General features: G+C 74.2%; 21 protein-coding genes. 7 read left to right on the forward strand and 14 right to left on the reverse strand.

The window, feature by feature from the left end:
• Positions 1-22 precede the first annotated feature (22 nt).
• From V1L54_RS06120 to V1L54_RS06130, 3 genes are read right to left on the reverse strand one after another with little or no spacing between them, the layout of a single operon-like run.
• Entirely contained in the window at positions 23-634 is a 612-nt protein-coding gene (locus tag V1L54_RS06120) for a TetR/AcrR family transcriptional regulator (RefSeq protein ID WP_330116843.1), read from the reverse strand.
• 11 nt (positions 635-645) lie between these two features.
• Positions 646-1,563, reverse strand: coding sequence for an NAD(P)H-binding protein (locus tag V1L54_RS06125; protein ID WP_330116844.1), 918 nt, complete (start codon positions 1,561-1,563; stop codon positions 646-648).
• Entirely contained in the window at positions 1,560-2,030 is a 471-nt protein-coding gene (locus V1L54_RS06130; RefSeq protein ID WP_330116845.1) for a nuclear transport factor 2 family protein, read from the reverse strand. Before V1L54_RS06130 ends, V1L54_RS06125 begins: the two co-directional genes overlap by 4 nt.
• 170 nt (positions 2,031-2,200) lie before the next feature.
• Here V1L54_RS06130 and V1L54_RS06135 point away from each other — a divergent pair, with 170 nt between their 5' ends.
• Both V1L54_RS06135 and V1L54_RS06140 read left to right on the forward strand, forming a co-directional pair.
• Positions 2,201-2,923 (forward strand): DUF5995 family protein, encoded by a 723-nt coding sequence (locus V1L54_RS06135; protein ID WP_330116846.1) that lies wholly within the window; start codon positions 2,201-2,203, stop codon positions 2,921-2,923.
• Between the two features lie 150 nt (positions 2,924-3,073).
• Positions 3,074-4,177 carry a LacI family DNA-binding transcriptional regulator gene (locus tag V1L54_RS06140; RefSeq protein ID WP_330116847.1) on the forward strand — a complete coding sequence of 368 codons (1,104 nt, stop codon included), beginning with the start codon at positions 3,074-3,076 and terminating at the stop codon, positions 4,175-4,177.
• Here the strand turns inward: V1L54_RS06140 and V1L54_RS06145 are convergent.
• From V1L54_RS06145 to V1L54_RS06155, 3 genes are all read right to left on the reverse strand, one after another.
• On the reverse strand, positions 4,138-5,844 hold the full coding sequence (locus V1L54_RS06145) for a flavin monoamine oxidase family protein (protein WP_330116848.1): 1,707 nt from the start codon (positions 5,842-5,844) through the stop codon (positions 4,138-4,140). The two genes, V1L54_RS06140 and V1L54_RS06145, sit on opposite strands and share 40 nt — an antisense overlap.
• 95 nt (positions 5,845-5,939) lie before the next feature.
• The gene (locus V1L54_RS06150) at positions 5,940-6,752 is read right to left on the reverse strand and encodes a carbon-nitrogen hydrolase family protein (protein WP_330116849.1); all 813 of its coding nucleotides are present in this window, start codon (positions 6,750-6,752) and stop codon (positions 5,940-5,942) included.
• Positions 6,753-6,992: 240 nt separating this feature from the next.
• A complete protein-coding gene (locus V1L54_RS06155; protein ID WP_330116850.1) occupies positions 6,993-7,448 on the reverse strand; it encodes an Lrp/AsnC family transcriptional regulator in 456 nt (151 codons plus the stop codon).
• Between the two features lie 386 nt (positions 7,449-7,834).
• Here V1L54_RS06155 and V1L54_RS06160 point away from each other — a divergent pair, with 386 nt between their 5' ends.
• The 3 genes from V1L54_RS06160 to V1L54_RS06170 all read left to right on the forward strand — a co-directional run bounded on the left by V1L54_RS06160 (position 7,835) and on the right by V1L54_RS06170 (position 11,171).
• On the forward strand, positions 7,835-8,281 hold the full coding sequence (locus tag V1L54_RS06160) for a hypothetical protein (RefSeq protein ID WP_330116851.1): 447 nt from the start codon (positions 7,835-7,837) through the stop codon (positions 8,279-8,281).
• The gene (locus V1L54_RS06165) at positions 8,281-10,551 is read left to right on the forward strand and encodes a DUF6571 family protein (protein ID WP_330116852.1); all 2,271 of its coding nucleotides are present in this window, start codon (positions 8,281-8,283) and stop codon (positions 10,549-10,551) included. The genes V1L54_RS06160 and V1L54_RS06165 overlap by 1 nt, the downstream gene beginning before the upstream one ends.
• Positions 10,552-10,619: 68 nt before the next feature.
• Positions 10,620-11,171 (forward strand): hypothetical protein, encoded by a 552-nt coding sequence (locus V1L54_RS06170; protein ID WP_330116853.1) that lies wholly within the window; start codon positions 10,620-10,622, stop codon positions 11,169-11,171.
• Positions 11,172-11,223: 52 nt separating this feature from the next.
• On the opposite strand, the gene V1L54_RS06175 is transcribed toward V1L54_RS06170, so the two are convergent.
• The 8 genes from V1L54_RS06175 to V1L54_RS06210 form a co-directional block, all read right to left on the reverse strand.
• Positions 11,224-12,672: an amino acid permease gene (locus V1L54_RS06175; RefSeq protein ID WP_330116854.1), complete on the reverse strand. Its 1,449-nt coding sequence runs from the start codon at positions 12,670-12,672 to the stop codon at positions 11,224-11,226.
• Between the two features lie 108 nt (positions 12,673-12,780).
• Positions 12,781-13,473 carry a class I SAM-dependent methyltransferase gene (locus tag V1L54_RS06180; protein WP_330116855.1) on the reverse strand — a complete coding sequence of 231 codons (693 nt, stop codon included), beginning with the start codon at positions 13,471-13,473 and terminating at the stop codon, positions 12,781-12,783.
• 96 nt (positions 13,474-13,569) lie between these two features.
• Positions 13,570-15,006, reverse strand: coding sequence for a GuaB1 family IMP dehydrogenase-related protein (locus V1L54_RS06185; RefSeq protein ID WP_330116856.1), 1,437 nt, complete (start codon positions 15,004-15,006; stop codon positions 13,570-13,572).
• A gap of 145 nt (positions 15,007-15,151) precedes the next feature.
• Positions 15,152-16,147, reverse strand: a complete 996-nt coding sequence (locus V1L54_RS06190) for a sugar-binding transcriptional regulator (protein WP_330116857.1) — start codon at positions 16,145-16,147, stop codon at positions 15,152-15,154.
• Between the two features lie 154 nt (positions 16,148-16,301).
• On the reverse strand, positions 16,302-16,994 hold the full coding sequence (gene rpe / locus V1L54_RS06195; protein ID WP_330116858.1) for a ribulose-phosphate 3-epimerase: 693 nt from the start codon (positions 16,992-16,994) through the stop codon (positions 16,302-16,304).
• A gap of 49 nt (positions 16,995-17,043) precedes the next feature.
• On the reverse strand, positions 17,044-17,220 hold the full coding sequence (locus V1L54_RS06200) for a hypothetical protein (RefSeq protein ID WP_330116859.1): 177 nt from the start codon (positions 17,218-17,220) through the stop codon (positions 17,044-17,046).
• Between the two features lie 121 nt (positions 17,221-17,341).
• Positions 17,342-18,001, reverse strand: coding sequence for a response regulator (locus V1L54_RS06205; protein ID WP_330116860.1), 660 nt, complete (start codon positions 17,999-18,001; stop codon positions 17,342-17,344).
• Complete coding sequence (locus tag V1L54_RS06210; RefSeq protein WP_330116861.1) at positions 17,989-19,263, reverse strand: sensor histidine kinase; 1,275 nt, start codon at positions 19,261-19,263, stop codon at positions 17,989-17,991. The genes V1L54_RS06205 and V1L54_RS06210 overlap by 13 nt, the downstream gene beginning before the upstream one ends.
• A gap of 234 nt (positions 19,264-19,497) precedes the next feature.
• Between V1L54_RS06210 and V1L54_RS06215 the strand changes: the two genes are divergently transcribed.
• Complete coding sequence (locus V1L54_RS06215; protein ID WP_330116862.1) at positions 19,498-19,737, forward strand: hypothetical protein; 240 nt, start codon at positions 19,498-19,500, stop codon at positions 19,735-19,737.
• On the forward strand, positions 19,734-20,507 hold the full coding sequence (locus V1L54_RS06220; protein WP_330116863.1) for an ABC transporter ATP-binding protein: 774 nt from the start codon (positions 19,734-19,736) through the stop codon (positions 20,505-20,507). Before V1L54_RS06215 ends, V1L54_RS06220 begins: the two co-directional genes overlap by 4 nt.
• Positions 20,508-20,552: the final 45 nt, after the last annotated feature.

The raw sequence follows: 20,552 nt of genomic DNA on the forward strand, positions 1-20,552 counted from the left end.
GGGCGGTGTGCCCCGCCCCCGGTCAGACCCCGGTCCGCCCGGCGGTCAGGGCGGTGACGAGCGTGTCCGTCAGCCGGTCCAGATAGTCCGCCGTGACGGGCTGCCGGCGTGCCCCCAGATGCCAGAAGAGCGCCCCGGGGATCAGGTCGAGGACGATCTCCCGGTCGAGGCCGGCGGGAACCTCGCCCCGGGCGGCGGCCCGGTCCAGCAGGGCCTCGCCCCGGGCCCGCCGGGGCTCACCGACCCGCTCCGCCAGCGCCCGGGCCAGCGCCCCGTTCCGCCGGGCCTCGGCCATCAGGTCGGTGAGGACCCCGCCCAGCCGGGGGTCGTCCAGCCAGGACAGCAGCGCCTCCAGCATCGCCCGTACGTCCCCGCGCAGGGAGCCGGTGTCGGGGGTCTCGGCGAGCGGGACGCTGATCCGGGCCACCGCGTCGACGGCCAGCGCCTGCTTGGACGGCCAGCGGCGGTACAGGGCGCTCTTGCCGACTCCCGCCCGCCGCGCGACGGCCTCCATGGACATCCGCCCGTAGCCCTTCTCCGCGAGTTCACCGAGGGCGATCTCCACGATCGCCTCGGTGAGTTCGGGCCTCAGGACGGCCGCCCCACTGGGCTTCCTGCGTGTTCCGCTGTGCATGGCGCCCCACCCTAGCCGCGGGGCGGTACGGCGCCGGCCTGCCGGACCGGTACCACCAGGCGGTCCCGGTGCTCGGTGAGGAACGCGCGCAGGGAGCGGGGCGGGCGCCCGGTGAGCCGTTCGACGGTGTCGGCGGTGAAGTCCTGCTTCCCGTCCCGGACGAGGGTGTCCAGGGCGGCCAGGACCCCGGCGAACCCGGGGTCGAATCCGGCCGCGGTCAGCCGGGCGGCCAGTTCCCCGGCCGTGACGCCGACATGCCGGACGGGGGTGCCGGTCACCTCCGTCAGCAGGGCCGCGGCATCGCCGTAGCTCAGCGCCTCGGGGCCGGTGACGAGGTATTCGGCGCTCTCCCGCCCGCCGCCGTCCCCGCCGTCGAGCAGCAGGGTCGCCGCCACCGCGGCGATGTCCCGGGCGTCGACGAGGGCCAGCCGCCCGTCGCCGGCGGCGGTGACGAGCTCGCCGGTGGCGCGGACGCCCTCGGCGAGCGGGTGGGCGCCGGTGAGGTTCTGCATGAACCACGACGGCTTGAGCACCGCCCACCGCGGCACGGCCGAGCGCACCAGCGTCTCCACCTCGCCCAGCCCCGGATCGCCGGCCGCGATCGCCGAGGAGCTCAGCAGCACAACCCGGCGCACCCCCGCGCGTACCGCCGCCGCCAGGAACGGCTCCACCAACGCGGCGGGGTCGGTCCTCCCCACCGGGGCCACCAGGTACACGCGGTCGGCGCCCGCCAGCGCCGGGGCGTGGGTGGCCGGATCCGCCCAGTCGAAGCGGACGTGCTCGGCGCCGCCGGGCGGGGCCGCGCGCCGGGTGGCCGTGCGCACCGGCGCTCCCCGGGCCGTCAGGAGGGCGGTGAGCGGGGCGCCGGTGTTGCCGGAGGCCCCGGTCACCAGGATCCGTCCGCCGCCCCCGGGCCGTGCGGCGCTCACGCGGCGCTTCCCTGCGCCGCTCCACCGAAGGCGGCCGGCTCCACCGGCCCGCCCAGCGCCCGCTCCACGGCCGACGGGCTCCAGTAGTCGCGGTAGGACACCACGCCCTCCGCGCCGCAGGTGATCACCACCACGTAGTCGAGGCGGTAGGGCTCGCCGGTGGCCGTCACCGTCCCGGCCACACCCCACTCCAGGACCAGCGTGTCGGGATCGCCGGTCTCGTGGCGGGTCTGGTGGACGATCTCGCGCGGGAGGACGAGCTCGTTGTAGCCGGCCACGTAGGCGCGGACCTCCTCCCTGCCGCGCGGCCGGGGCCAGCCGGGCGGGGCGAAGGGGAAGTCCGCCGTGCCGTCGGGCGCCCACAGCTCGGCGAACCCGGCCATGTCGTGTGCGAGCAGGCGGTCCACCAGCCGGTCCACCAGTTCGTGGGCGCGCCGCCGCCGGGCGTCGTGGTCTGTCGTCTCCACCGGTCTCCCATCGTCGGGACGGTACCGTACCGTCCACGAAATGGACGGTACGGTACCGTCCCGGCGAGTGTCAAATGCCGCCCGCCGCAACCCCGTTCGGAGGACACCCGATCAGGGCGGAGTTCCCGGTACGCCTTCCCCCGCCCGCGCGGGCCTGCGACCGTACGCATATGACGACGGCACGGCACGACACGGCGATCGCGCGGCTGCGCGCGCTGGAGGCGGGACTCCCGCCGCACGACGGGGTCGCGGTCTTCGGCGGGATCTGCCTGGCGGCGGTACTGGCGCTGCGGCGGCAGCCGGCCGGCGACCCGCTCCCCCGCCCGCGGACCGCGGCGGATCCGGCCGCCGGCCTGGTGGCGGACCTGGCCCGGCGCTATCTGACCGCCGTCGACCGCGCCGCCGCCGGGGAACCCGCCCCCGCCTGCTGGCGCCCGCTGCTCCTGACCCGCCACCACCCCGGGGTGCGCCCGGTGCAGTTCGCACTGGCCGGACTGAACGCGTGCCTCGGGCACGATCTGCCGCTGGCCGTGGTGGCCGCCGCCGAGTCCCGCGGTTGCACGCCGGAGGCGCTGCGGGGCGCCTTCGAGCGGATCGGGGACGTGCTCGCCGGTCTGGCGGAGCGGGTGTGCGAGGAACCGGCCCCCGGCGCCGGCCCGCTGGACGTCACCGATCCGCTCACCCATCTGGTCTGCGGCTGGCATGTGGAGGGGGCCCGGGAGGCGGCCTGGTCGGCGGTGGGACTGCTGTGGTCCCTGCGACGCCTGCCCGGGCCGGCCGAACCTGCCGGACCGGCCGGGGAGTTCACCCGCCGGCTGGACACCGGGCTCGGCCTGGTGGGCCGCTTCCTGCTCACCCCGCTGGAGAGCCGCCCGGCGCCCCGCACGGGCTGAGCACCGCCGCCCGTACGGGCCCGCACGGCCACTTCGCGGGCCCGTATCCCTCCCCGTGCCACCCGTGTACCGCCCGCGCCGATGTGCCAGGGTGGCCGTACCGCTTCGCGAAGGGGGCACCCGGCGGGTGCCGGTGGGGAAGGGAAACGCATGGGCGTCAGTCTCAAGGACGTCGCCGCACGGGCCGGGGTGTCGGTCAAGACCGTCTCCAACGTGGTCAACGGCTCCGCACCGGTCTCCCCGCACACCCGGGAGAAGGTCCGGCGGGCCCTGGCCGAGCTGGGCTACCGGCCGAACCTGTCCGCCCGCAGTCTGCGCCGCGGCCGCACCGGGGTGATCGCCCTGGCCCTGCCCGGCCTGGACGACCCGTACTTCGCCGAGCTGGCCCGGCTCGTCACCGAGGCCGCCGCCGAGCACGGCTGGACCGTGCTGATCGACCAGACCGGCGGCCGGGCCGAACGCGAACGCCAGGTGCTCCGGGGCACCGGGGCGCAGCTCGCCGACGGGCTCCTCCTGTGTCCCGTCACCGTCGGCCGGCGGGAACTGGCCGACCGCACCGACGCCACCCCGCTGGTACTGCTCGGCGAGCGCGTCCCGGGCGGCACCGTGCCCCAGGTGGCCGTCGACGACCGGCGGGCGGCCCACGAGGCGACCGGGCACCTGCTCTCCCTGGGCCACACCCGGGTCGGCGTCATCGGCGCCCGGGGCGCGCGGGGCCCGGGCGCCGCCCGGCGGCGGCTGGCCGGCCACCGGCAGGCGCTGCGGGACGCCGGGCTGCCCCGGGACGCGCGCCTGGTGCCGCCGACCGGGGCGTACCGCCGCGCCGAGGGCGCCGCACTGCTGCTCCGGCTGCTGGAGCTGGACGAACCGCCGCGGGCGGTGCTGTGCTTCGACGACCTGCTGGCGCTCGGCGCGCTGCGCGCCGCGCTGTCCGCCGGGCTGCGGGTGCCGCGGGACCTGGCGCTGGCGGGCTTCGGCGACATCGAGGACGGCCGGTACAGCACCCCGACGCTGACCACCGTCTCCCCCGACAAGGCGGCCCTGGCCCGGTCGGCCGTGGCGCTGCTGGCCGCCCGGATCGACGGCGCTTCCGGCGCTCCCGGCGGCTCCGGCCGTCCCGGTGCGCCCACGGTGGTGGCGGGCCACCGGCTGCTCGTCCGGGAGAGCACGGCCGGCGTGGCGGCCGCGGCCGGACCGGGCCCGGCGGTGCCGACTCAGTCCTCCGGCAGCTCGACCGGGGCGATCTCGTCGTAGACGTCGCCCGGCCCGGGATTGGCCGGATCGGTGGCGCCGCCGAGGTGGCGCAGCACGCCCCACACCGCGTTGAGCGCCGTCTGCACCGCGCCCTCGGCCCACCCGGCCGTCCAGGAGATGTCGTCGCCCGCCAGGAACAGCCCCCGCCGGTCCGCCGGGAGCCGGTCCTGCACGAAGTGGGTGAACAGCCGCCGCTGGTAGCGGTAGTGACCCGGCAGGTTCGCCTTGAAGGCGCCCATGAAGTACGGCTCGTCCTCCCAGGAGACGGTGACCGGGTTGCCGATGATGTGCCGGCGGATGTCGACATGCGGATAGATCTCCCCCAGCGACTTGAGCATGACCTCCAGCCGTTCCCGGGGACTGAGCGGCAGCCACTTCAGGGAGTCGTCGCACCAGGTGTAGGAGAGGCAGATCGCGGCCGGCCGGTCCGGCCCGTCGTCCAGCAGGTAGGTGCCGCGCGTCATGCGGTCGGTGAGCGTCATGCTCATCGTGTCCCGGCCGGTGCGCTCGTCCCGCTCCCGCCAGAACGGCCGGTCCACCGGCACGAACAGCTTGGAGGACTCCATGTAGTGGGTGCGCTCGACGGCCGTCCAGTGATCGATGGGCAGCAGGTCGTCGGAACAGTCGATCTTCGACAGCAGCATCCAGGACTGGGCGGTGAAGACCGCCGCCCGGTAGGTGCGGACGTCACCGGACGCGTCGGTGACGGTGATCCGGTTGCCCGCCGTGCGGTGCAGCCGGGTGACGGCCGGGCGCGGTTCGCCGCCGTGCAGGGAGCTCAGCGAGGTGCCCGGCGGCCAGTGCACCGGCTTGTCCGGCTCGTGCTCCCACAGCCGCAGCGGGAGCTGCTGGCTGCCGCCGACGATGCCGCGGTGGTCGTCGTCGGCGCCGGTGTAGACCACCCGCAGGATCTCCAGGACCGAGTTGGGGAAGTCGGTGTCCCAGCCGCCGGTGCCGAAGCCGACCTGGCCGAAGATCTCCCGGTGGCGGAAGGAGGCGAACGCCGGGGAGTCGCACAGGAAACCGTAGAAGGTCTGGTCGTCCAGCCGCTCCACCAGACGTGACCAGATCTCCCGGATGCGCGGCACGTCGCGGGTGCGGATGGCCTTCTGCATCGCGGAGAAGTCGGCGCCCTCCTCCAGGCAGGCGTGCCACGCGTCCATCACCCGGCGGTAGACCTCCGGCAGGTCCGCCGGGGTGCGGGCGTAGTGGGTCTCGCCCTTGAGGTCGATCACCGTGGAGGGGGTGTGGGGGGACAGCGGGTTGGGGAACGGCCTGGTCTCCAGGCCCACCAGGTCGGCGTAGTGCCAGAAGGCGGTGGAGGACGGCGGGAAGCGCATCGCGCCCAGTTCGGCGGTCAGCTCCGGGTCGCAGCCGTCGAAGCGGACGGTGCGCAGCCGGCCGCCGATCCGGTCGGCCTCGTACACCACCGGCCGCAGGCCCGTCTTCATCAGCTCGTACGCGGTGACGATGCCCGACAGGCCGCCGCCGATCACCGCGACCTCGGTGCCGTGCTCGGTGGCGGGCACCTGTCCCAGCCCGGCCGGGTGGGCGAGGTAGTCGTCGTAGGCGAACGGGAAGTCCGGGCCGAACATGGTGACGGGCGGCTCGTTCCGGGCCTCGGCGTGCTGCTCGTCGTGGACGGCGGTGGGCACGGTGGAGGTCATGGGTGACGTCTCCTGCGGTGGTGCGGGCAGCCCGGGGATCGGCCCGGGCCGGTGCGGTACGGGGGTGGTGTCCCCGGGCGGAGCCCGGCGGGGCCTCAGGTCAGGGAGGTGTACAGCTCGGGGCGGCGGTCGCGCAGATACGGGTTGGCCGCGCGTGACGCCCGCAGCAGCTCCGGATCCACCTCGGCGGTGATCAGGTCCTCCCCCGCTCCGGCGCGGGCACGGACCGTGCCGTCGGGGGCCGCCAGACAGCTCAGCCCCGTGAAGGTGAGCGCCTCACCGCCCTCCCCCTCGGTGCCGCAGCGGTTGGCGTAGGCGATGTGGAGCTGGCTCTCGAAGGCGCGGACCGGGACGACCGCGCGGGCGACGGTCTCGTGGGGCCGCATCAGCGCGGTGGGCACCAGCAGCAGCTCCGTACCGGCCAGCGCATGGGCCCGGACGGTCTCGGGGAACTCCACGTCGTAGCAGATCAGCAGCCCGATCCGGAGGCCGTCGAACTCGGCCTGGACGACCGGTGTCCCGCCCGGGGTGAACCAGGCGTGCTCGAAGCCGCCGTACAGGTGGGTCTTGCGGTAGTTGGCCAGCCGCGCGCCGTCGGGACCGACGAGCTGGGCGGAGTTGTACAGGCCGCGGCCGTCGCGCTCGGGGTAGCCGTAGGCGACGGCCAGGCCGCGCCGGACGGCGATCCGGGCCACCGCCTCGGCACCGGGCCCGTCGGCGGGCTCGGCCAGCTCCGCGACCCGTCCGCCGATGCAGTAGCCGGTCAGGTACAGCTCGGCGGCGACCAGCAGCCGGGCCCCCGCGTCGGCGGCCCGGCCGGCGGCGCGGTCGAGGGCCGCCAGGGCCTGGGCGGTGGAGCCGGGGGCACCGCCGGGGCCCTGGAGCAGCGCGGTGCGCAGCGGCGTCATGGCGCCTTTTCACCTCGTGTTCACCTCGTTCGCCCGTACCGGTGCGCCGGGGTGTCGGGACACCGGTACGGACGTGTTGACCTGGGACGACTCGACGGTACGGCCGCCCCCGGGGCCTCACAAGGCGCACTCGTTGCACACCGGGTGCCGATTCGTTGCGTCTTTCCGACCGGGAGCACCGATTCGTTGCACGGATCCCTCCGCGCCGTCCTCTTGGTGCTTCCCGGTGCCCCCGACCCGTCAGGCGGGCGGGCCCGCCCCGTAGCGGCGCACCAGCGGGGAGAGGACGAGCACCGATCTGGTGCGCTCCACGAACGGCTCGCCCGCGATCCGCTCCAGCACCCGCTCGAAGTGCCGCATGTCGGCGGCGAAGACCTGCACGACGGCGTCCGCGTCCCCGGTCACGGTGGAGGCGGAGACCACCTCCGGGTAGCGCGACAGCCCGCGGCGGATGTCGTCCGGAGAGGTCTTGTGACGGCAGTACATCTCGATGAAGCCCTCGGTCTCCCAGCCGAGCACCGCCGGGTCCACCCGCACGGTGAACCCGGTGATCGCCCCCTGCTCGCGCAGCCGGTCCACCCGCCGTTTGACCGCCGGTGCGGACAACCCCACCTCGGCGCCGATGTCGGCGTAGGAGCGGCGGGCGTCCTCGGCGAGGGCGCGGACGATGCGTTCGTCGAGCTGGTTCAGTCGCACTGCGAATGGGCCACTTCTGTGCGCGGGCGGTCCGTACGGCGCCGCGAACCGCGCGGCGCCTCCCCGGGCGAAGTACAGCACACCCCGTCCGGCGCCCCCGGCCGGAGCCGGTCCGGAGTGCCGGACGGGCCGGACCGGGTGCTTCACCGGACGCTCACCCGATCACCACGGATCCCGGCCCCCGGACCTGCGACGGAGCCCGTCCCCCGTCTTTCCGGTCATTCCTCCCGAAACACGGTCCGCGAACCGGACATCCCGCACCGCCCCGTGCCGCGGCACCACCGGACGGCACGGTCCTCCCCGGGACGGCTCTGGCACGGGCGGTCGCCGTTTCTATACCGTGTGCCCTCGCAGGAGGAGAAGGCTCGGAGCACGGGGGAGAGCGCGTGTCGTTCGACGAGGAGTGGAAGCAGTTGGTGGCGGCCGCCGGGGAGCGGCAGGCCGTGGGGATGCGGCTGAACCAGCACGACGGCGGAGGCGGCGGCAGCGCCCCGCACGGCGACCTGACCGTCGAGCAGAAGGACCTGGCGGCGATCGGCGACGCGGCGTTCACCCTGCACGGACGGCTGGTCAAGGACGGCGACCACGCCCGGGCCAGCAGCTACGGCGCCGCGGCGGCGCTGAAGAAGGACTTCGAGATCGGCGGCGCGCTGGACCACGTCACCACCCGCTGGAAGGAGCAGCTGCGGACCCTGGCCGACGCCTGCGCCCACATCTCCAGCCACCTGGAGTACAGCGACAAGGCGCACGCGAACGACGAGCAGCACATCAGCGGGGTGTTCAACAGCCTCACCACGCTCACCGAGGGCTTCGACGAGAGGACGCAGCGCTGATGGACCTCGACGCCCTGCGCTTCGCGGACTTCGCCACGCTGGACACGGCCATCGGCGACTGGTCGCAGATGGTCACCAAGCTCAAGACCCTCCAGGAGGACGCCGAGTCCGATCTGAACGGGAAGGCCGAGAAGGCCGGCTGGTCCGGGGAGAACGCCACGGTGACCCGGGAGTTCATCGCCAAGACCGTCGGCGAGTTCGCCGACGCCCACACCCAGGCCTCCTCCATCCGCAACATCCTCGAGGACACCCGCGACGAGCTGGTCGAGTACCGCCGCCAGCTCAACAACGCCATCGAGAGCGGCCTGGACAAGAACCTGACGGTACGGGACACCGGTGACGGCGGCTTCACCGTCACCATGAACATCCACCCCGACCGCGCCGCCAAGGGCACCGAGGTCCCCGACCACACGCCCCAGGACGCCGAGAACCTCCGCGACGAGGTCCAGTCCATCCTCGCCAAGGCCACCGAGAGCGACAGCAGCGCGGCCAAGGCCCTGCGCGCGCTGGCCGACCAGAGCCCGTACGGCTTCTCCGGCGCCTCCTACGGCGACCGCGACGCCGCCGCCGAGGCGATGAAGGCCGCCGAACGGGCCGCCGTACTCGCCAAGGACCCCAAGAACCTCTCCCCGAAGGAGTTCGACGAGCTCTACGGCTCCCTGGAGAAGTACAAGAACGACGACCTGTTCGCCGAGCGGTTCGCCACTGCGCTCGGCCCTCAGAAGACCCTGGAGTTCTGGGCGGGCATCAACGATCCGTACCTGTACTCGGAACTCCCCCACGCACGGGGCGACAGGTTCGCCGGCCTGCAGGAGAACCTCGGTCTCACCCTGGCCAACGCCACCCAGTCCGACAGCGCGGCCATGCAGCGCTGGGAGCGGGACATGGTGGGCCTGGGCGGCGAGTTCGTGCCCAAGGACAACCCCCGGGCCATGGGCGTCCAGATCATGAGCAACCTCATGCGCTGGGGGGACTTCGACGACAAGTTCCTCAAGGACTACGGCAACGAGCTCGTGCGCGTCGAGAAGGAGCGCAGCGGCAACGGCCGGGACGCGTCCCTGGGCTGGCGCCACTTCCCCGGGGACGGCTACCTCAACCGGACGGGAACCGACACGGGTTCGGACCCGATGACCGGTTACATGATGGCCCTCGGCAGGAGCCCGGAGGCCGCGACCGACTTCCTCAACGGCACCTTCGTCACCAAGGACGAGGACCACGACTTCGACCGCGGCCTGACCAACTTCCAGTACCTCTTCGAGGAGCGGAAGTGGCCCAAGGAGTACGACTCCGACCTGAAGGAGACCTTCCCCGGGCAGAACGCCCTCGGCTGGGCGCTGGAGGCCGCGACGACCGGCCACCCGGCCGGTGAGAAGCCCACCGCGGACCTCCCGCCGCACACCCCGGAGCAGGCGAGGCTGATGGAGGCCGTCGTCAACTCCGTCTCCGACGATCCCGAGCGCCTGACCAAACGCGGCTACCTGTCCGACAGCATGGGCCAGATCGCGGCCGAGTACCTGCCCGACATCAACCGGGCCATGGCCGACGACAAGCACGGCGACACCCCCAAGCTCTTCCCCGTCAACGGTGCCGTCGCCGACATGGACCACAACGACGTCACGCGCTTCCTCGTCAGCGTGGGTCAGAACTCGGAGGGGTACGCCGCCGTCGAGGTGGGCCAGAAGGTCTACATGGCCAACCTGATGGACTACCACCTCAACCCCGACCTGCCGGCGGACAAGCGCTACTCGGACGTCCTCAGGGACACCGTTACGGAGATCTCACGCAGATCCGGTGAGATCAGCGGAACCCTTGCCATCGGCAGCCAGGAGGCGATCCTGGCCGACAAGACCCAGGAGGACAAGGACTACAACAAGGCGGTCACTCAGGCGAAGAACATCACCTCCGGCGTCATCGGTACCGGGGTCGGCGTGGCAACGAGCTTCATCGCGACCCCCGTCGCCGGCGCCCTGGTCGGCGGCGGGGCCAGCACCGCCAGCAGCGTCGTCCTGGAGGAACTGTTCGGCCTGGCCGAGTCCAACAAGCTTCAGGAGGCCGGAGAGGGCGCGGGCAGGCTGTGGGAGCGTTCCAGGGAGAACAACATCGCGATGAACCAGCTGGCGGCGAAGACCGCGGCCGAGGAGTACGGGCTGGCGGAGACCGGCGACGTGGCGGAATGGGCGAGGACCGGAGTCCAGGACGGCTTCTCCGACGCCTCGGACAACGTCTCCCGGATGGCGGGAGAGCTCGACACCGAGATCCCTCCCTCCTGAACCGTCGCAAGGCGGCTCCACGCCCCCGCCCCCGTCCCACTGGCTTCCAACTGACGCAGAAGGTCGAAGTGAAAGGCATCGGAGAACACCTGAGGCCGGAGATCCGGCTTCTGATCCTGGCCGCCGGAGTGCTGGCTCTGGGCCTCGGCACGGCCGCGTGCTCGTCAGAGCAGGAGAAGCGCAACTACGAGATCCCTTCCTCCCTGTGCGGTACGGCCGTGCCGTCCGGCCCGCTGGAATCCCTCCTGCCCTCGGGGGACCAGATCTCCGCAAGCGAATCGTCCAAGGCCGAGGGGCTGGATCGCTGCCTGATCGACGTGGACGGCGAGCCGGCTCTCGATCTCAGCATCGAGTGGTGGGAGGACACGGATTCGCTGCGCGACTACGCCTCCGTGTTTCCCGGTGTCGAGCCTGGCGACAAGGAGACTGAGGACGGACGTTACCTCTACTCGGACACCGGAGCCGTCGGAGAGGTCACCTGCAAGAACCCGCGGGTGTCCGACGGAAAGCTTTTCGTGGCAGCGAGGGTCGCCGATTCCGGCTCACCCGACGAGGCGGCGATGAAGAAGCTCATCGCCGCCTACGCCGAAGCCGTCGCCAAGTCCGGCGAGTGCACCTGAGCGCTGGACAGGATGCCGCGGGCCGGCCGCACCGGCCCGCGGCATCCCGCCCTCAGCCGAGGGTGTTCAGGCGGGAGTGGCGGATGCCGTAGCCGAGGTAGACCCCCAGGCCCCCGGCCAGCCAGAGGCCGAAGACCGTCCAGGTGACCGCGTCCAGACCGGCCATCGTCCAGGCGCAGAAGGCGAAGCCGAGCGCGGGCAGCAGCGGGAAGAGCGGGACGCGGAAACCGCGGGGCAGGTCCGGGCGGGTGCGGCGCAGCACGATGACGGCGACGTTGACCAGCGCGAAGGCGAAGAGCGTGCCGATGCTGGTGGCGTCGGCGAGCCGGCCCAGCGGGATCACCGCGGCCAGCAGACCGCAGAAGGCGGCCACGAACAGGGTGTTGGCACGCGGGACGCCGGTCCCCGGGTGCACCCGGGAGAAGATCCCCGGAATCAGCCCGTCACGGGCCATCGCGAACAGGATGCGGGTCTGGCCGTACAGGACCGCCAGGACGACACTGGCGATGGCGACGACGGCCCCCAGGGACAGCAGGACCGACCAGAAGGCCTGGCCGGTCACGCGCTGGAGGATCCCGGCGAGAGCCGCCTCGGAGCCGGTGAACCCCCGCCAGTCGAGGGCGCCCACCGCGACGGCGGCGACCAGGCAGTACAGCACGGTGACGACGGCCAGCGACAGGATGATGGCGCGCGGCAGGTCGCGCCGGGCGTTCCTCGCCTCCTCACCGGCCGTGGAGGCGGCGTCGAAGCCGATGTAGGAGAAGAACAGCGTCGCGGCCGCCGCGTTGACCCCGGCCAGGCCCAGCGGCATGAACGGGGTGTAGTTCCCGGCGCGCACCCCGGTGACGGCGACGGCGCAGAACATCAGCAGCGCGGCGATCTTCACCACCACCATGACGGCGTTGGCGGTGGCGCTCTCCCGTACGCCGCCGAGCAGCAGGGCCGTGGCCAGCAGGACGAGCAGCAGGGCGGGGAGGTTGAAGAGGCCGCCCTCGCCCGGCGGGGCGGCCAGCGCGTCGGGGAGGGTGACGCCGACGGTGCCGTCGAGCAGTTCGTTGAGGTACTCGCCCCAGCCCACGGCGACGGCGGCCACCGACACCCCGTACTCCAGGATCAGGCACCAGCCGATGACCCAGCCGAGCAGTTCGCCCATGGTGGCGTAGGTGTAGCTGTAGGCGGAGCCGGCCACCGGGATGGTGCCGGCCAGTTCGGCGTAGGACAGGGCGGAGAACAGGGCGGTCACCCCGGCCAGGGCGAAGGAGAGGACCACGGCCGGGCCCGCCTCGGGAACGGCCTCCCCCAGGACGACGAAGATGCCGGTGCCCAGCGTCGCACCGATGCTGATCGCCGTCAGCTGCCACACCCCGAGCGAGCGCCGCAGCGCACCGCCCTCTCCCCGGCCGTCGGCGGTGAACAGTTCGACGGGCTTGCGGCGGGTCAGCCGGGAGCCGGCCGCCGGGGGACGCGGCTCGGGTGCGGGGGACGCGGTGCCCTGGTCCATCGCGGTACGGCTCCTTGCGGAATCGGTCGCACACCTGGCATTTCACCCAGAGCTTCGCACACCGGCCACCCGCGGACGCCGCGACCGTCCGGGCACCCCGCCCGCGCGTCACCGCACCGGAAGCGCCCGCACCCAGGTCCGGTCCTCGGTGAGGTAGGCGTCCACGGCGAGGCCCGCACCGGCCAGCGCCCGCTCGAACTCCTCCCCGCTCAGCCGCCGCGAGCGGAACGTCTGGGTCCATGTGCCGTCCGGGAAGGTGTACTCACAGCGGACGGACGACACCTCGGGGTCCGAGTCGGGCTCGGCGGAGACGATCCGGATCAGGGCGTCCCCGGCCCTCCGTTCCCGCGGCACCCTCTCGTGCCAGTCCTCGCCCTCGCGCTGGACCAGGACACAGCCGTCGTCCGCGACATGCCGCCGGCAGGCGCGCAGCAGCGCGTCGCGCACCCGGACGTCGCCCGCGTGCACCAGGAAGGACGCCAGGAGGACGGCGTCGAAGCGCTCGCCGAGATCCAGTGTCTCGATGGACGAATGGACGGTGCGGGCACCGCGCACGTGCGCCAGCATCTCCGGCGACTCGTCGACGGCCGTCACCGCGAAGCCGCGTTCCAGCAGCGGGTGGGTCACCCGGCCCGCGCCACAGCCCAGTTCCAGCAGGCTCGCCCCGGCGGGGACGGCCGAGGCGACGACCTCGGGTTCGTCGCCGGCGGGGAGGCGGGTGTAGACCTCCACCGCACAGCCGTCGGGGGTGATCGCCCCGGCTCCGGTACCGCCGTGTCCCTCGCGTGTCCACTCGTTCACGCGCCCCATCACAGCAGCAACGGCCCGCTCCCGGAAGGGGAGCGGACAGGTCCGGGGTGCGGGCCGCGGCGGGCCCGCACCCCCGGCGGGCCGGGCCTACCAGCCGGCGGGCAGCGGCTTGCCCTCGGCGTACCCCGCGGCGCTCTGCACGCCGACGACGGCCTTCTCGGCGAACTCCGCCAGATCGGCCGCACCGGCGTAGGTGCACGCGGAGCGGACTCCGGCGACGATCGTGTCGATCAGGTCCTCCACGCCCGGCCGGGCCGGGTCGAGGAACATCCGGGAGGTGGAGATGCCCTCCTCGAACAGCGCCTTGCGGGCCCGGTCGTACGGGGACTCCTCGGCGGTGCGGTTGCGCACGGCGCAGGCGGAGGCCATGCCGAAGCTCTCCTTGTACAGCCGCCCGTCGGCACTCTGCTGGAGGTCCCCGGGAGACTCGTACGTCCCGGCGAACCAGGAGCCGATCATGACGTTGGAGGCGCCCGCGGCCAACGCCATGGCCACGTCCCGCGGATGCCGCACCCCGCCGTCGGCCCAGACGTGCCCGCCGTGCCGGCGGGCCTCGGCGGCGCACTCCAGGACGGCGGAGAACTGCGGGCGGCCCACCCCGGTCATCATCCGGGTGGTGCACATGGCGCCCGGCCCGACCCCGACCTTGACGATGTCGGCCCCCGCCTCGAGCAGGTCGCGGGTGCCCTCGGCGGAGACGACGTTGCCCGCGACGACGGGGACGCGCGGTTCCAGGGCACGCACCGCCCGCACCGCGGCGAGCGCCGACTCCTGGTGGCCGTGCGCGGTGTCCACGACCAGGGTGTCCACCCCGGCGGCCAGCAGCCCCTCGGCTCGGCCGGCGACATCGCCGTTGATGCCGAGGGCGGCGGCGATCCGCAGCCCGCCCCGGTCGTCGGTCGCGGGGGTGTAGAGCGTGGCGCGCAGGGCGCCCTTGCGGGTGAGGATGCCCACCAGCCGTCCGTCGGCGTCCACGGCGGGGGCGACCCGGCGGTGCGCGGTGTCCAGGCGGGTGAACGCCTCGCGCGGGTCGATGCCGGCGTCCAGCAGCAGCATCTCCCGGGTCATGACCTGGTGCAGCTGGGTGAAGCGGTCCACCCCGGTCAGGTCGGACTCGGTGACGACGCCGACCGGCCGCCCGTCCTCGGTGACGACACCCGCGCCGTGCGCCCGCTTGTGCAGCAGGGCCAGCGCCTCGCCGGTGGTGGCGGTGGGCGCCAGCACGATGGGGGTGTCCAGGACCAGGTGGCGCCGCTTGACCCAGGAGACCACCTCGGTGACCACGTCGAGGGGGATGTCCTGCGGGATGACCGCCAGCCCGCCGCGGCGGGCGACCGTCTCGGCCATCCGGCGCCCCGCGACCGCGGTCATGTTGGCCACGACGAGCGGCACGGTGGTGCCGCTGCCGTCCGGGGTCGACAGGTCCACCGCGTGCCGGGAGCCGACCGCGGAGCGGCCCGGCACCATGAAGACGTCGTCGTAGGTGAGGTCGTACGGGGGCCGCTGGTCATTGAGGAATCGCACGTACCTCATTGTCACACGGCGGTACGGAGCCCCCGGCGGGAGAGGTTCCCCGCGCGGAGGGCCGCCCCTCCGGGAGACCCCGGGGAGGCCGGGGCCCGGGGAGGCGTCCCTCGGGGACCGTCTCCTCCGGGGGAGGCGCGCTCCCTCAGGCGGCGCCCTCGTCCGGGTCCACCCGCTCCAGCGCGGGCCAGGGGCCCGGTTCGGTCTCCCGCAGCAGCCGGTCGGCGGCGGCGGTGTCGGTGACCAGGCTGGTCACCAGCCCGGAGCGGAGCACCGCGCAGATCGCCTCCGCCTTGCGGCGGCCGCCCGCGATGGCGATGACCTCGGGGATGCGGCGCAGCCGGTCGGCCTCGACGGTGATGCAGCGCTCCCCCAGGTCGCGGCCGATGCGGCGGCCCTCGGCGTCGAAGAGGTGGGCGGACATCTCGGCGGCGACCCCGAGCGAGGCGTAGTGGGCGCGCTCCTCCTCGCTGATCATGTCGTGGACTGTGGAGACGCCCGGCTCCCAGGAACCGATGGACACCGCGGCCACGGTCACCTTGTCGAAGTACTCGAACGCCGCCGCGATGCTGGTCTGGCCGCGCAGCGCCGCGGCGGTGGCCGCGTCCGGCAGGAGCATCGGCGCGTAGATGGGGTGGGCCTCGCCGCCGGAGACCGCGGCGGCGCGGCGGACCGCCTCCACCGAGCCGCGCTCCGCGGTGCCCGCGTCGTAGACACCGGTGAGCTGGACGACGGTGCACGGCGGGAGGCGGTGCAGCGCCGTGGCCATGTGGATGGTGGAGCGCCCCCAGGCCAGACCCAGGACGTCGCCCTCGGTGACCAGCTCACCGAGCAGGTCGGCGGCGACCTCGCCCAGGTTCTCCGGGTCGGCGGCGTCCTCGGCGGCGTCCGAGGGCGACTCGACGACGACGGCGTGCCGCAGTCCGTAGCGGGCGCGCAGCGCGTCGGACCGTTCGGCGTCCAGTTCGGCGGGGACCCGGATCTCGATGCGGACCAGGTCCCGCTCCAGCGCGGTCTCCAGCACCCGGGCCACCTTGAAGCGGCTCACCCCGAACTCGTCGGCGATCTGGATCTTGGACTTGCCCTCCAGATAGAAGCGGCGCGCCATGGCTGCCGCCTGCATCAGCTCGGCGGGACCCATTCTCGTGGCTGACCGCCCGGTCGACACCGCACTCACCTCGTTCCTGTTGCCCCGTCCTCGGCCTGCGGGTTCATCCTTGCAGATCCGTACCGGCGCCGATCCACTCCGTGCACAGTGCACCCATGCTCCGGCGCGCCGTTCGGCCGCCCGGCTCTCAGTGGGCGCACGGGCCGCCGGGCACTCCCGCCGCCTCCTGTGCCATCGCGCGCAGCGACCGTACGGCCGCGGCCGGGTCGTCCGCGCCGTAGACCGCCGAGCCCGCCACGAAGACGTCCGCGCCCGCCTCGGCGCACCGCTCGACGGTCTCGGCCGAGACGCCGCCGTCCACCTGGAGCCACAGCCGCAGTCCGTGCTTGTCGATCAGCTGCCGGGTACGGCGGATCTTGGGCAGCATGATGTCGAGGAACGCCTGGCCGCCGAAGCCCGGCTCGACGGTCATCACCAGCAGCATGTCCAGTTCCGGGAGCAGGTCCTCGTACGGCTCGATCGGGGTGGCGGGCTTGAGGGCCATGCCGGCGCGGGCGCCCTTGGCGCGGATCTCGCGGGCCAGCCGGACCGGGGCGGCGGCGGCCTCCACGTGGAAGGTGACGGATCCGGCTCCCGCCTCGACGTACTGCGGAGCCCAGCGGTCGGGGGACTCGATCATCAGATGGCAGTCCAGCGGAGTGTCGGTCGCCCGGCTCAGCGACTCGACGACCGGGACACCGAGGGTGAGGTTGGGGACGAAGTGGTTGTCCATCACGTCCACATGGAGCCAGTCGGCGCCCTCGGGCCCTGTGACACGCCGCGCCTCCTCGGCCAGACGCGCGAAGTCGGCGGACAGGATGCTGGGGTTGATCTGAACCATGGCCCCAGTATGGCGGGCGGCGGCGGTCCGCCCGCCGCCCGGTGCCGGCTCAGCCGGCGGCGGGACCGGTGCCGTGGCCGGACAGGACCGTCGGCCGCGGGCTCGGGGCGGCGGCGTCGCCGGTCACGGCCGCGGCCGCGAGGAGGGCGAGCACGGCGAGGACGGCGGCGAGGAGCGCCCGCCACCGAGTGGCGGACGGCGCGGGCAGGGTGCGGAGCTGCGGCACGTCGGGGACTCCGGGTGGGACGGCGGTCGGCACTGGCCGGGCCAGGATGCTCCCGGCGGGCCTGGGAGTCGATCCCGGCCGCTGGAGCCCGCGCGGTACAGCAGGCACTACCCCGCGGCGGTCAGCCCCTCCCCTGGGACTCCTCCAGATAGTGCAGGACGGCGGCGACACGCCGGTCCGTGCGGTCGGTGGGTGTCAGGTCCAGCTTGGCGAAGATGCTGCGGATGTGCTTGTGCACGGCCCCCTGGGTGACGACGAGCCGCTCGGCGATGGCCGCGTTGCCCAGCCCCTCGGCCATCAGGGCCAGCACGTCGCGCTCCCGGGGGCTGAGGCGGTCCAGCCGGGTGTCGGACCGGCCGCGCACCAGGAGCTGTGCGACGACCTCGGGGTCGACGGCGGTGCCGCCGTCCGCCACCCGGTGCAGCGCGTCCAGGAACTCCTCCACCCGCCCGACCCGCTCCTTGAGCAGATAGCCCAGGCCGGCGCCGCCCTGGGCGAGCAGTTCGGTGGCGAAGGCCCGCTCCACGTACGCGGACAGCACCAGCACGGCCAGCCCGGGGTGACGGCGCCGGGCCTCCACGGCCGCGACGATCCCCTCGTCGGTGTGGGTCGGCGGCATCCGGACGTCGACGATGGCCACCTCGGGCCGGTGGGCGTCGACGGCGGCCAGGAAGTCGCCGGGGTTGTCGGCGGTGGCCACCACGTCGAGGGCCTCGGCGCGCAGCAGCAGCGCGAGCCCCTCCCGCAGCAGGGAGTCGTCCTCTGCTATCACGATCCGCATGGCAGGCTCACTTCGACAGTGGTCGGCCCGCCGGGCGGGCTGGTCAGGGTCAGGGTTCCGTCGTGCGCCTCGGTCCGCCGGCGCATGCCGGTGAGACCGGACCCGCCGCCCTCGTCGGCGCCGCCCTTGCCGTCGTCGGTGATCCGCAGGTGGAGGCGGTCCCCGTCGCGGCGGGCGGTGACGGCGGCGTGCCGGGCGCCGCTGTGCCGGGCGGCGTTGGTGAGCGCCTCGGCCACCACGAAGTAGGCCGTCGCCTCGACGGAGGCGGCGCACCGGCCGGGGAGGTAGGTGTCCACCCGGCAGGGCACCGGGCAGGTCGCGGCCAGCGAGGTGAGGGCGTCGGCCAGACTCCGGTCGGTCAGCACCGGCGGCAGGATGCCGCGGACCACCCCGCGGAGTTCGGCGAGCGCCTGTTCGGCCGCCTCCTGCGCGCGCTCCAGCACCGCGTCGGCACCGGCCGGGTCACGGGCCAGCGCCCGGCGGGCGGCGCCGAGCAGGACGTTGACGGCGACGAGCCGGTTCTGGGTGCCGTCGTGCAGCGAGCGCTCGATGCGCCGCAGCTCGGCGGCGTGCGCGTCCAGCGCGGCGGCGCGGGTGGCGGTGAGCTCGGCGACGCGCAGCACGAGGTCGGTACCGGGGCCAGGTGTCAGCAGCCGCCGTCCGGGCCATGCCTGCAGACGTGCCAGGACCGGCATCAGCAGCACCGAGGCCGCCAGCCAGCCCAGGCCCAGCGCGGCCACCCCCAGGGCGTCGCCCTGGTCGTGCACCGTCCACAGCCCCAGGGCCGAGGACTCGGCCTCCGCCGCCGGCAGCAGCCCCCACCACAGTGGAAAGGTGCTGTCCTGCACCGCCCGCAGGGGCATCGTCAGGCCCAGCAGTCCGAGGAACAGCCCGGCCGTCGCGTGGGTGACCAGCCAGCCCAGCTCCCGCCGGGTGGCCGGATCCGCGGCGGCGGCACGCAGCCGGAGCGGCCCCGGGGACGGACCGACGATCCGGGGCCCCCAGCGGGAGAGCCGGGCGCGCTCCCGCTCGGCCACGGCCCGTACGAGGCGCAGCGCCAGGGGCACCATGGGCAGCCCCACGCCGACCGGGCACAGCAGCAGGGTGACGGCCAGCCAGAACAGCGCCAGCACGGCCAGGACGGCGGTGCCCAGCCCGCCGCAGAGGTGTTCGAGCGCGTCGAGAGCGGCGCGGGCACGGGTGAACGCGTCCCGGGAGCGTGCCGGTCCCGAAGCGGCCGGCACGGAGTCGACGTCCGGCATCCGCACCTCCTCCGGCCGGCCCCATGGCCAGCGAGGATAGAGCACCGCGCGGGCCGCCGCCGGGCCGGTCCCCCTCCCGTTCCCGCACGGACGGGAGGGCGGTGGGGAGGACAGGGTACAGCAGGCTGTACCCGGACCGGGCCGCTGGCTGGATCGCGGTCGGCGGCGGTGATCCGTAGCGTCGGTGGACGCCGACGGCCCATCGGGCGAAGACCGACCGAGCAGGGAGCGCACGTGCCGGAGCCGTACCGCCTCACCGGGCCCGCCGGGCCGCCGGGCCGGCCGCGGCCGGCCGGTTCCGGGGGCGGGCCCGTACGCCCGGTGCTGTGGCTGCTGCTGCTGGTCAGCGCGGTCGGCAGCTCCGTGGCCGCCTCCGCCGGCCTCGGCCCGGTCGTCGGTGCCGGGTTCGGGACGGCCGCCCTGGGATGCGCCGCCGCGCTGATCGTCCACCACCGGCTGCGCCACCGCCGGTGAAACGGGCCCGCGGCGGGGAGAAGGGCGGGCTGACCACCCGGCGGGTGCCCGCCCTGGCGCTGGAGCGGATCGACAAGGTGCATCCCGGTGGCGTCCGGGTGCTGCGGGAGGTGTCCCTCACCGCGGTGCCGGGGACGTTCACCGCCCTGCTGGGCCCCTCGGGGGCGGGCAAGACCACCCTGCTGCACTGCGCCGCCGGGCTGGACACCCCCACCGGCGGGAGGGTCCTCGTCGAGGGCACCGAGATCGGCTCGCTGGACGAGACCCGCCGCACCGAACTGCGCCGCCGCCGGATCGGCTTCGTATCCCCGTCCTGCGGCCTGTTCCCGGAGCTGAGCGCCGCGGACAACATCACGCTTCCGCTGCGGCTGTCCGGCCAGGCACCGGACCGGGTGTGGCTGCGGGCGGTGCTCGAACGGACCGGGACCGCCGGGCTGCTGACCCGCCGCACGGGCGAACTGCCGGCCGGGCAGCGGCAGCGGGTCGCTCTCGCCAGGGCGCTGGTGGCCCGGCCGGCGGTGCTGCTCGCCGACGAACCGACCGGCTCACTGGATCCGGGCACCGCCCACGAGCTGCTCGATCTGCTGGCCGGTCTGGTCGGCGGCCTCGGCCAGACCCTGGTGCTGGCCACCCACGATCCGGTCGCCGCCGCCTGGGCGGACCGGGCGCTGGTGCTGGCCGAAGGGCGGATCGTGGCCACCCTGGAGGCGCCCACCACCGCCGAACTGGTCCGGTGCGCCGCCTGTCCGGGGGCGGGGCGGCCGGGGTAGCCGGCGCGGCGTCCCCGCCACCGGCCGGCGGGCGGCCCGGACCGG

It is taken from the genome of Streptomyces rubellus (assembly GCF_036323805.1).
In the GTDB taxonomy this organism is placed as follows: Bacteria; Actinomycetota; Actinomycetes; order Streptomycetales; family Streptomycetaceae; genus Streptomyces.

Excerpts from the sequence above, each read along its gene's own strand:
- V1L54_RS06165 (WP_330116852.1), top strand. The coding sequence starts at position 8,281 with ATGGACCTCGACGCCCTGCGCTTCGCGGACTTCGCCACGCTGGACACG.
- V1L54_RS06190 (WP_330116857.1), bottom strand. The coding sequence starts at position 16,147 with ATGGGTCCCGCCGAGCTGATGCAGGCGGCAGCCATGGCGCGCCGCTTC.
- V1L54_RS06150 (WP_330116849.1), bottom strand. The coding sequence starts at position 6,752 with ATGACGCCGCTGCGCACCGCGCTGCTCCAGGGCCCCGGCGGTGCCCCC.
- V1L54_RS06175 (WP_330116854.1), bottom strand. The coding sequence starts at position 12,672 with ATGGACCAGGGCACCGCGTCCCCCGCACCCGAGCCGCGTCCCCCGGCG.
- V1L54_RS06145 (WP_330116848.1), bottom strand. The coding sequence starts at position 5,844 with ATGACCTCCACCGTGCCCACCGCCGTCCACGACGAGCAGCACGCCGAG.
- V1L54_RS06140 (WP_330116847.1), top strand. The coding sequence starts at position 3,074 with ATGGGCGTCAGTCTCAAGGACGTCGCCGCACGGGCCGGGGTGTCGGTC.
- V1L54_RS06205 (WP_330116860.1), bottom strand. The coding sequence starts at position 18,001 with ATGCGGATCGTGATAGCAGAGGACGACTCCCTGCTGCGGGAGGGGCTC.
- V1L54_RS06210 (WP_330116861.1), bottom strand. The coding sequence starts at position 19,263 with ATGCCGGACGTCGACTCCGTGCCGGCCGCTTCGGGACCGGCACGCTCC.
- V1L54_RS06135 (WP_330116846.1), top strand. The coding sequence starts at position 2,201 with ATGACGACGGCACGGCACGACACGGCGATCGCGCGGCTGCGCGCGCTG.
- V1L54_RS06120 (WP_330116843.1), bottom strand. The coding sequence starts at position 634 with ATGCACAGCGGAACACGCAGGAAGCCCAGTGGGGCGGCCGTCCTGAGG.
- rpe (WP_330116858.1), bottom strand. The coding sequence starts at position 16,994 with ATGGTTCAGATCAACCCCAGCATCCTGTCCGCCGACTTCGCGCGTCTG.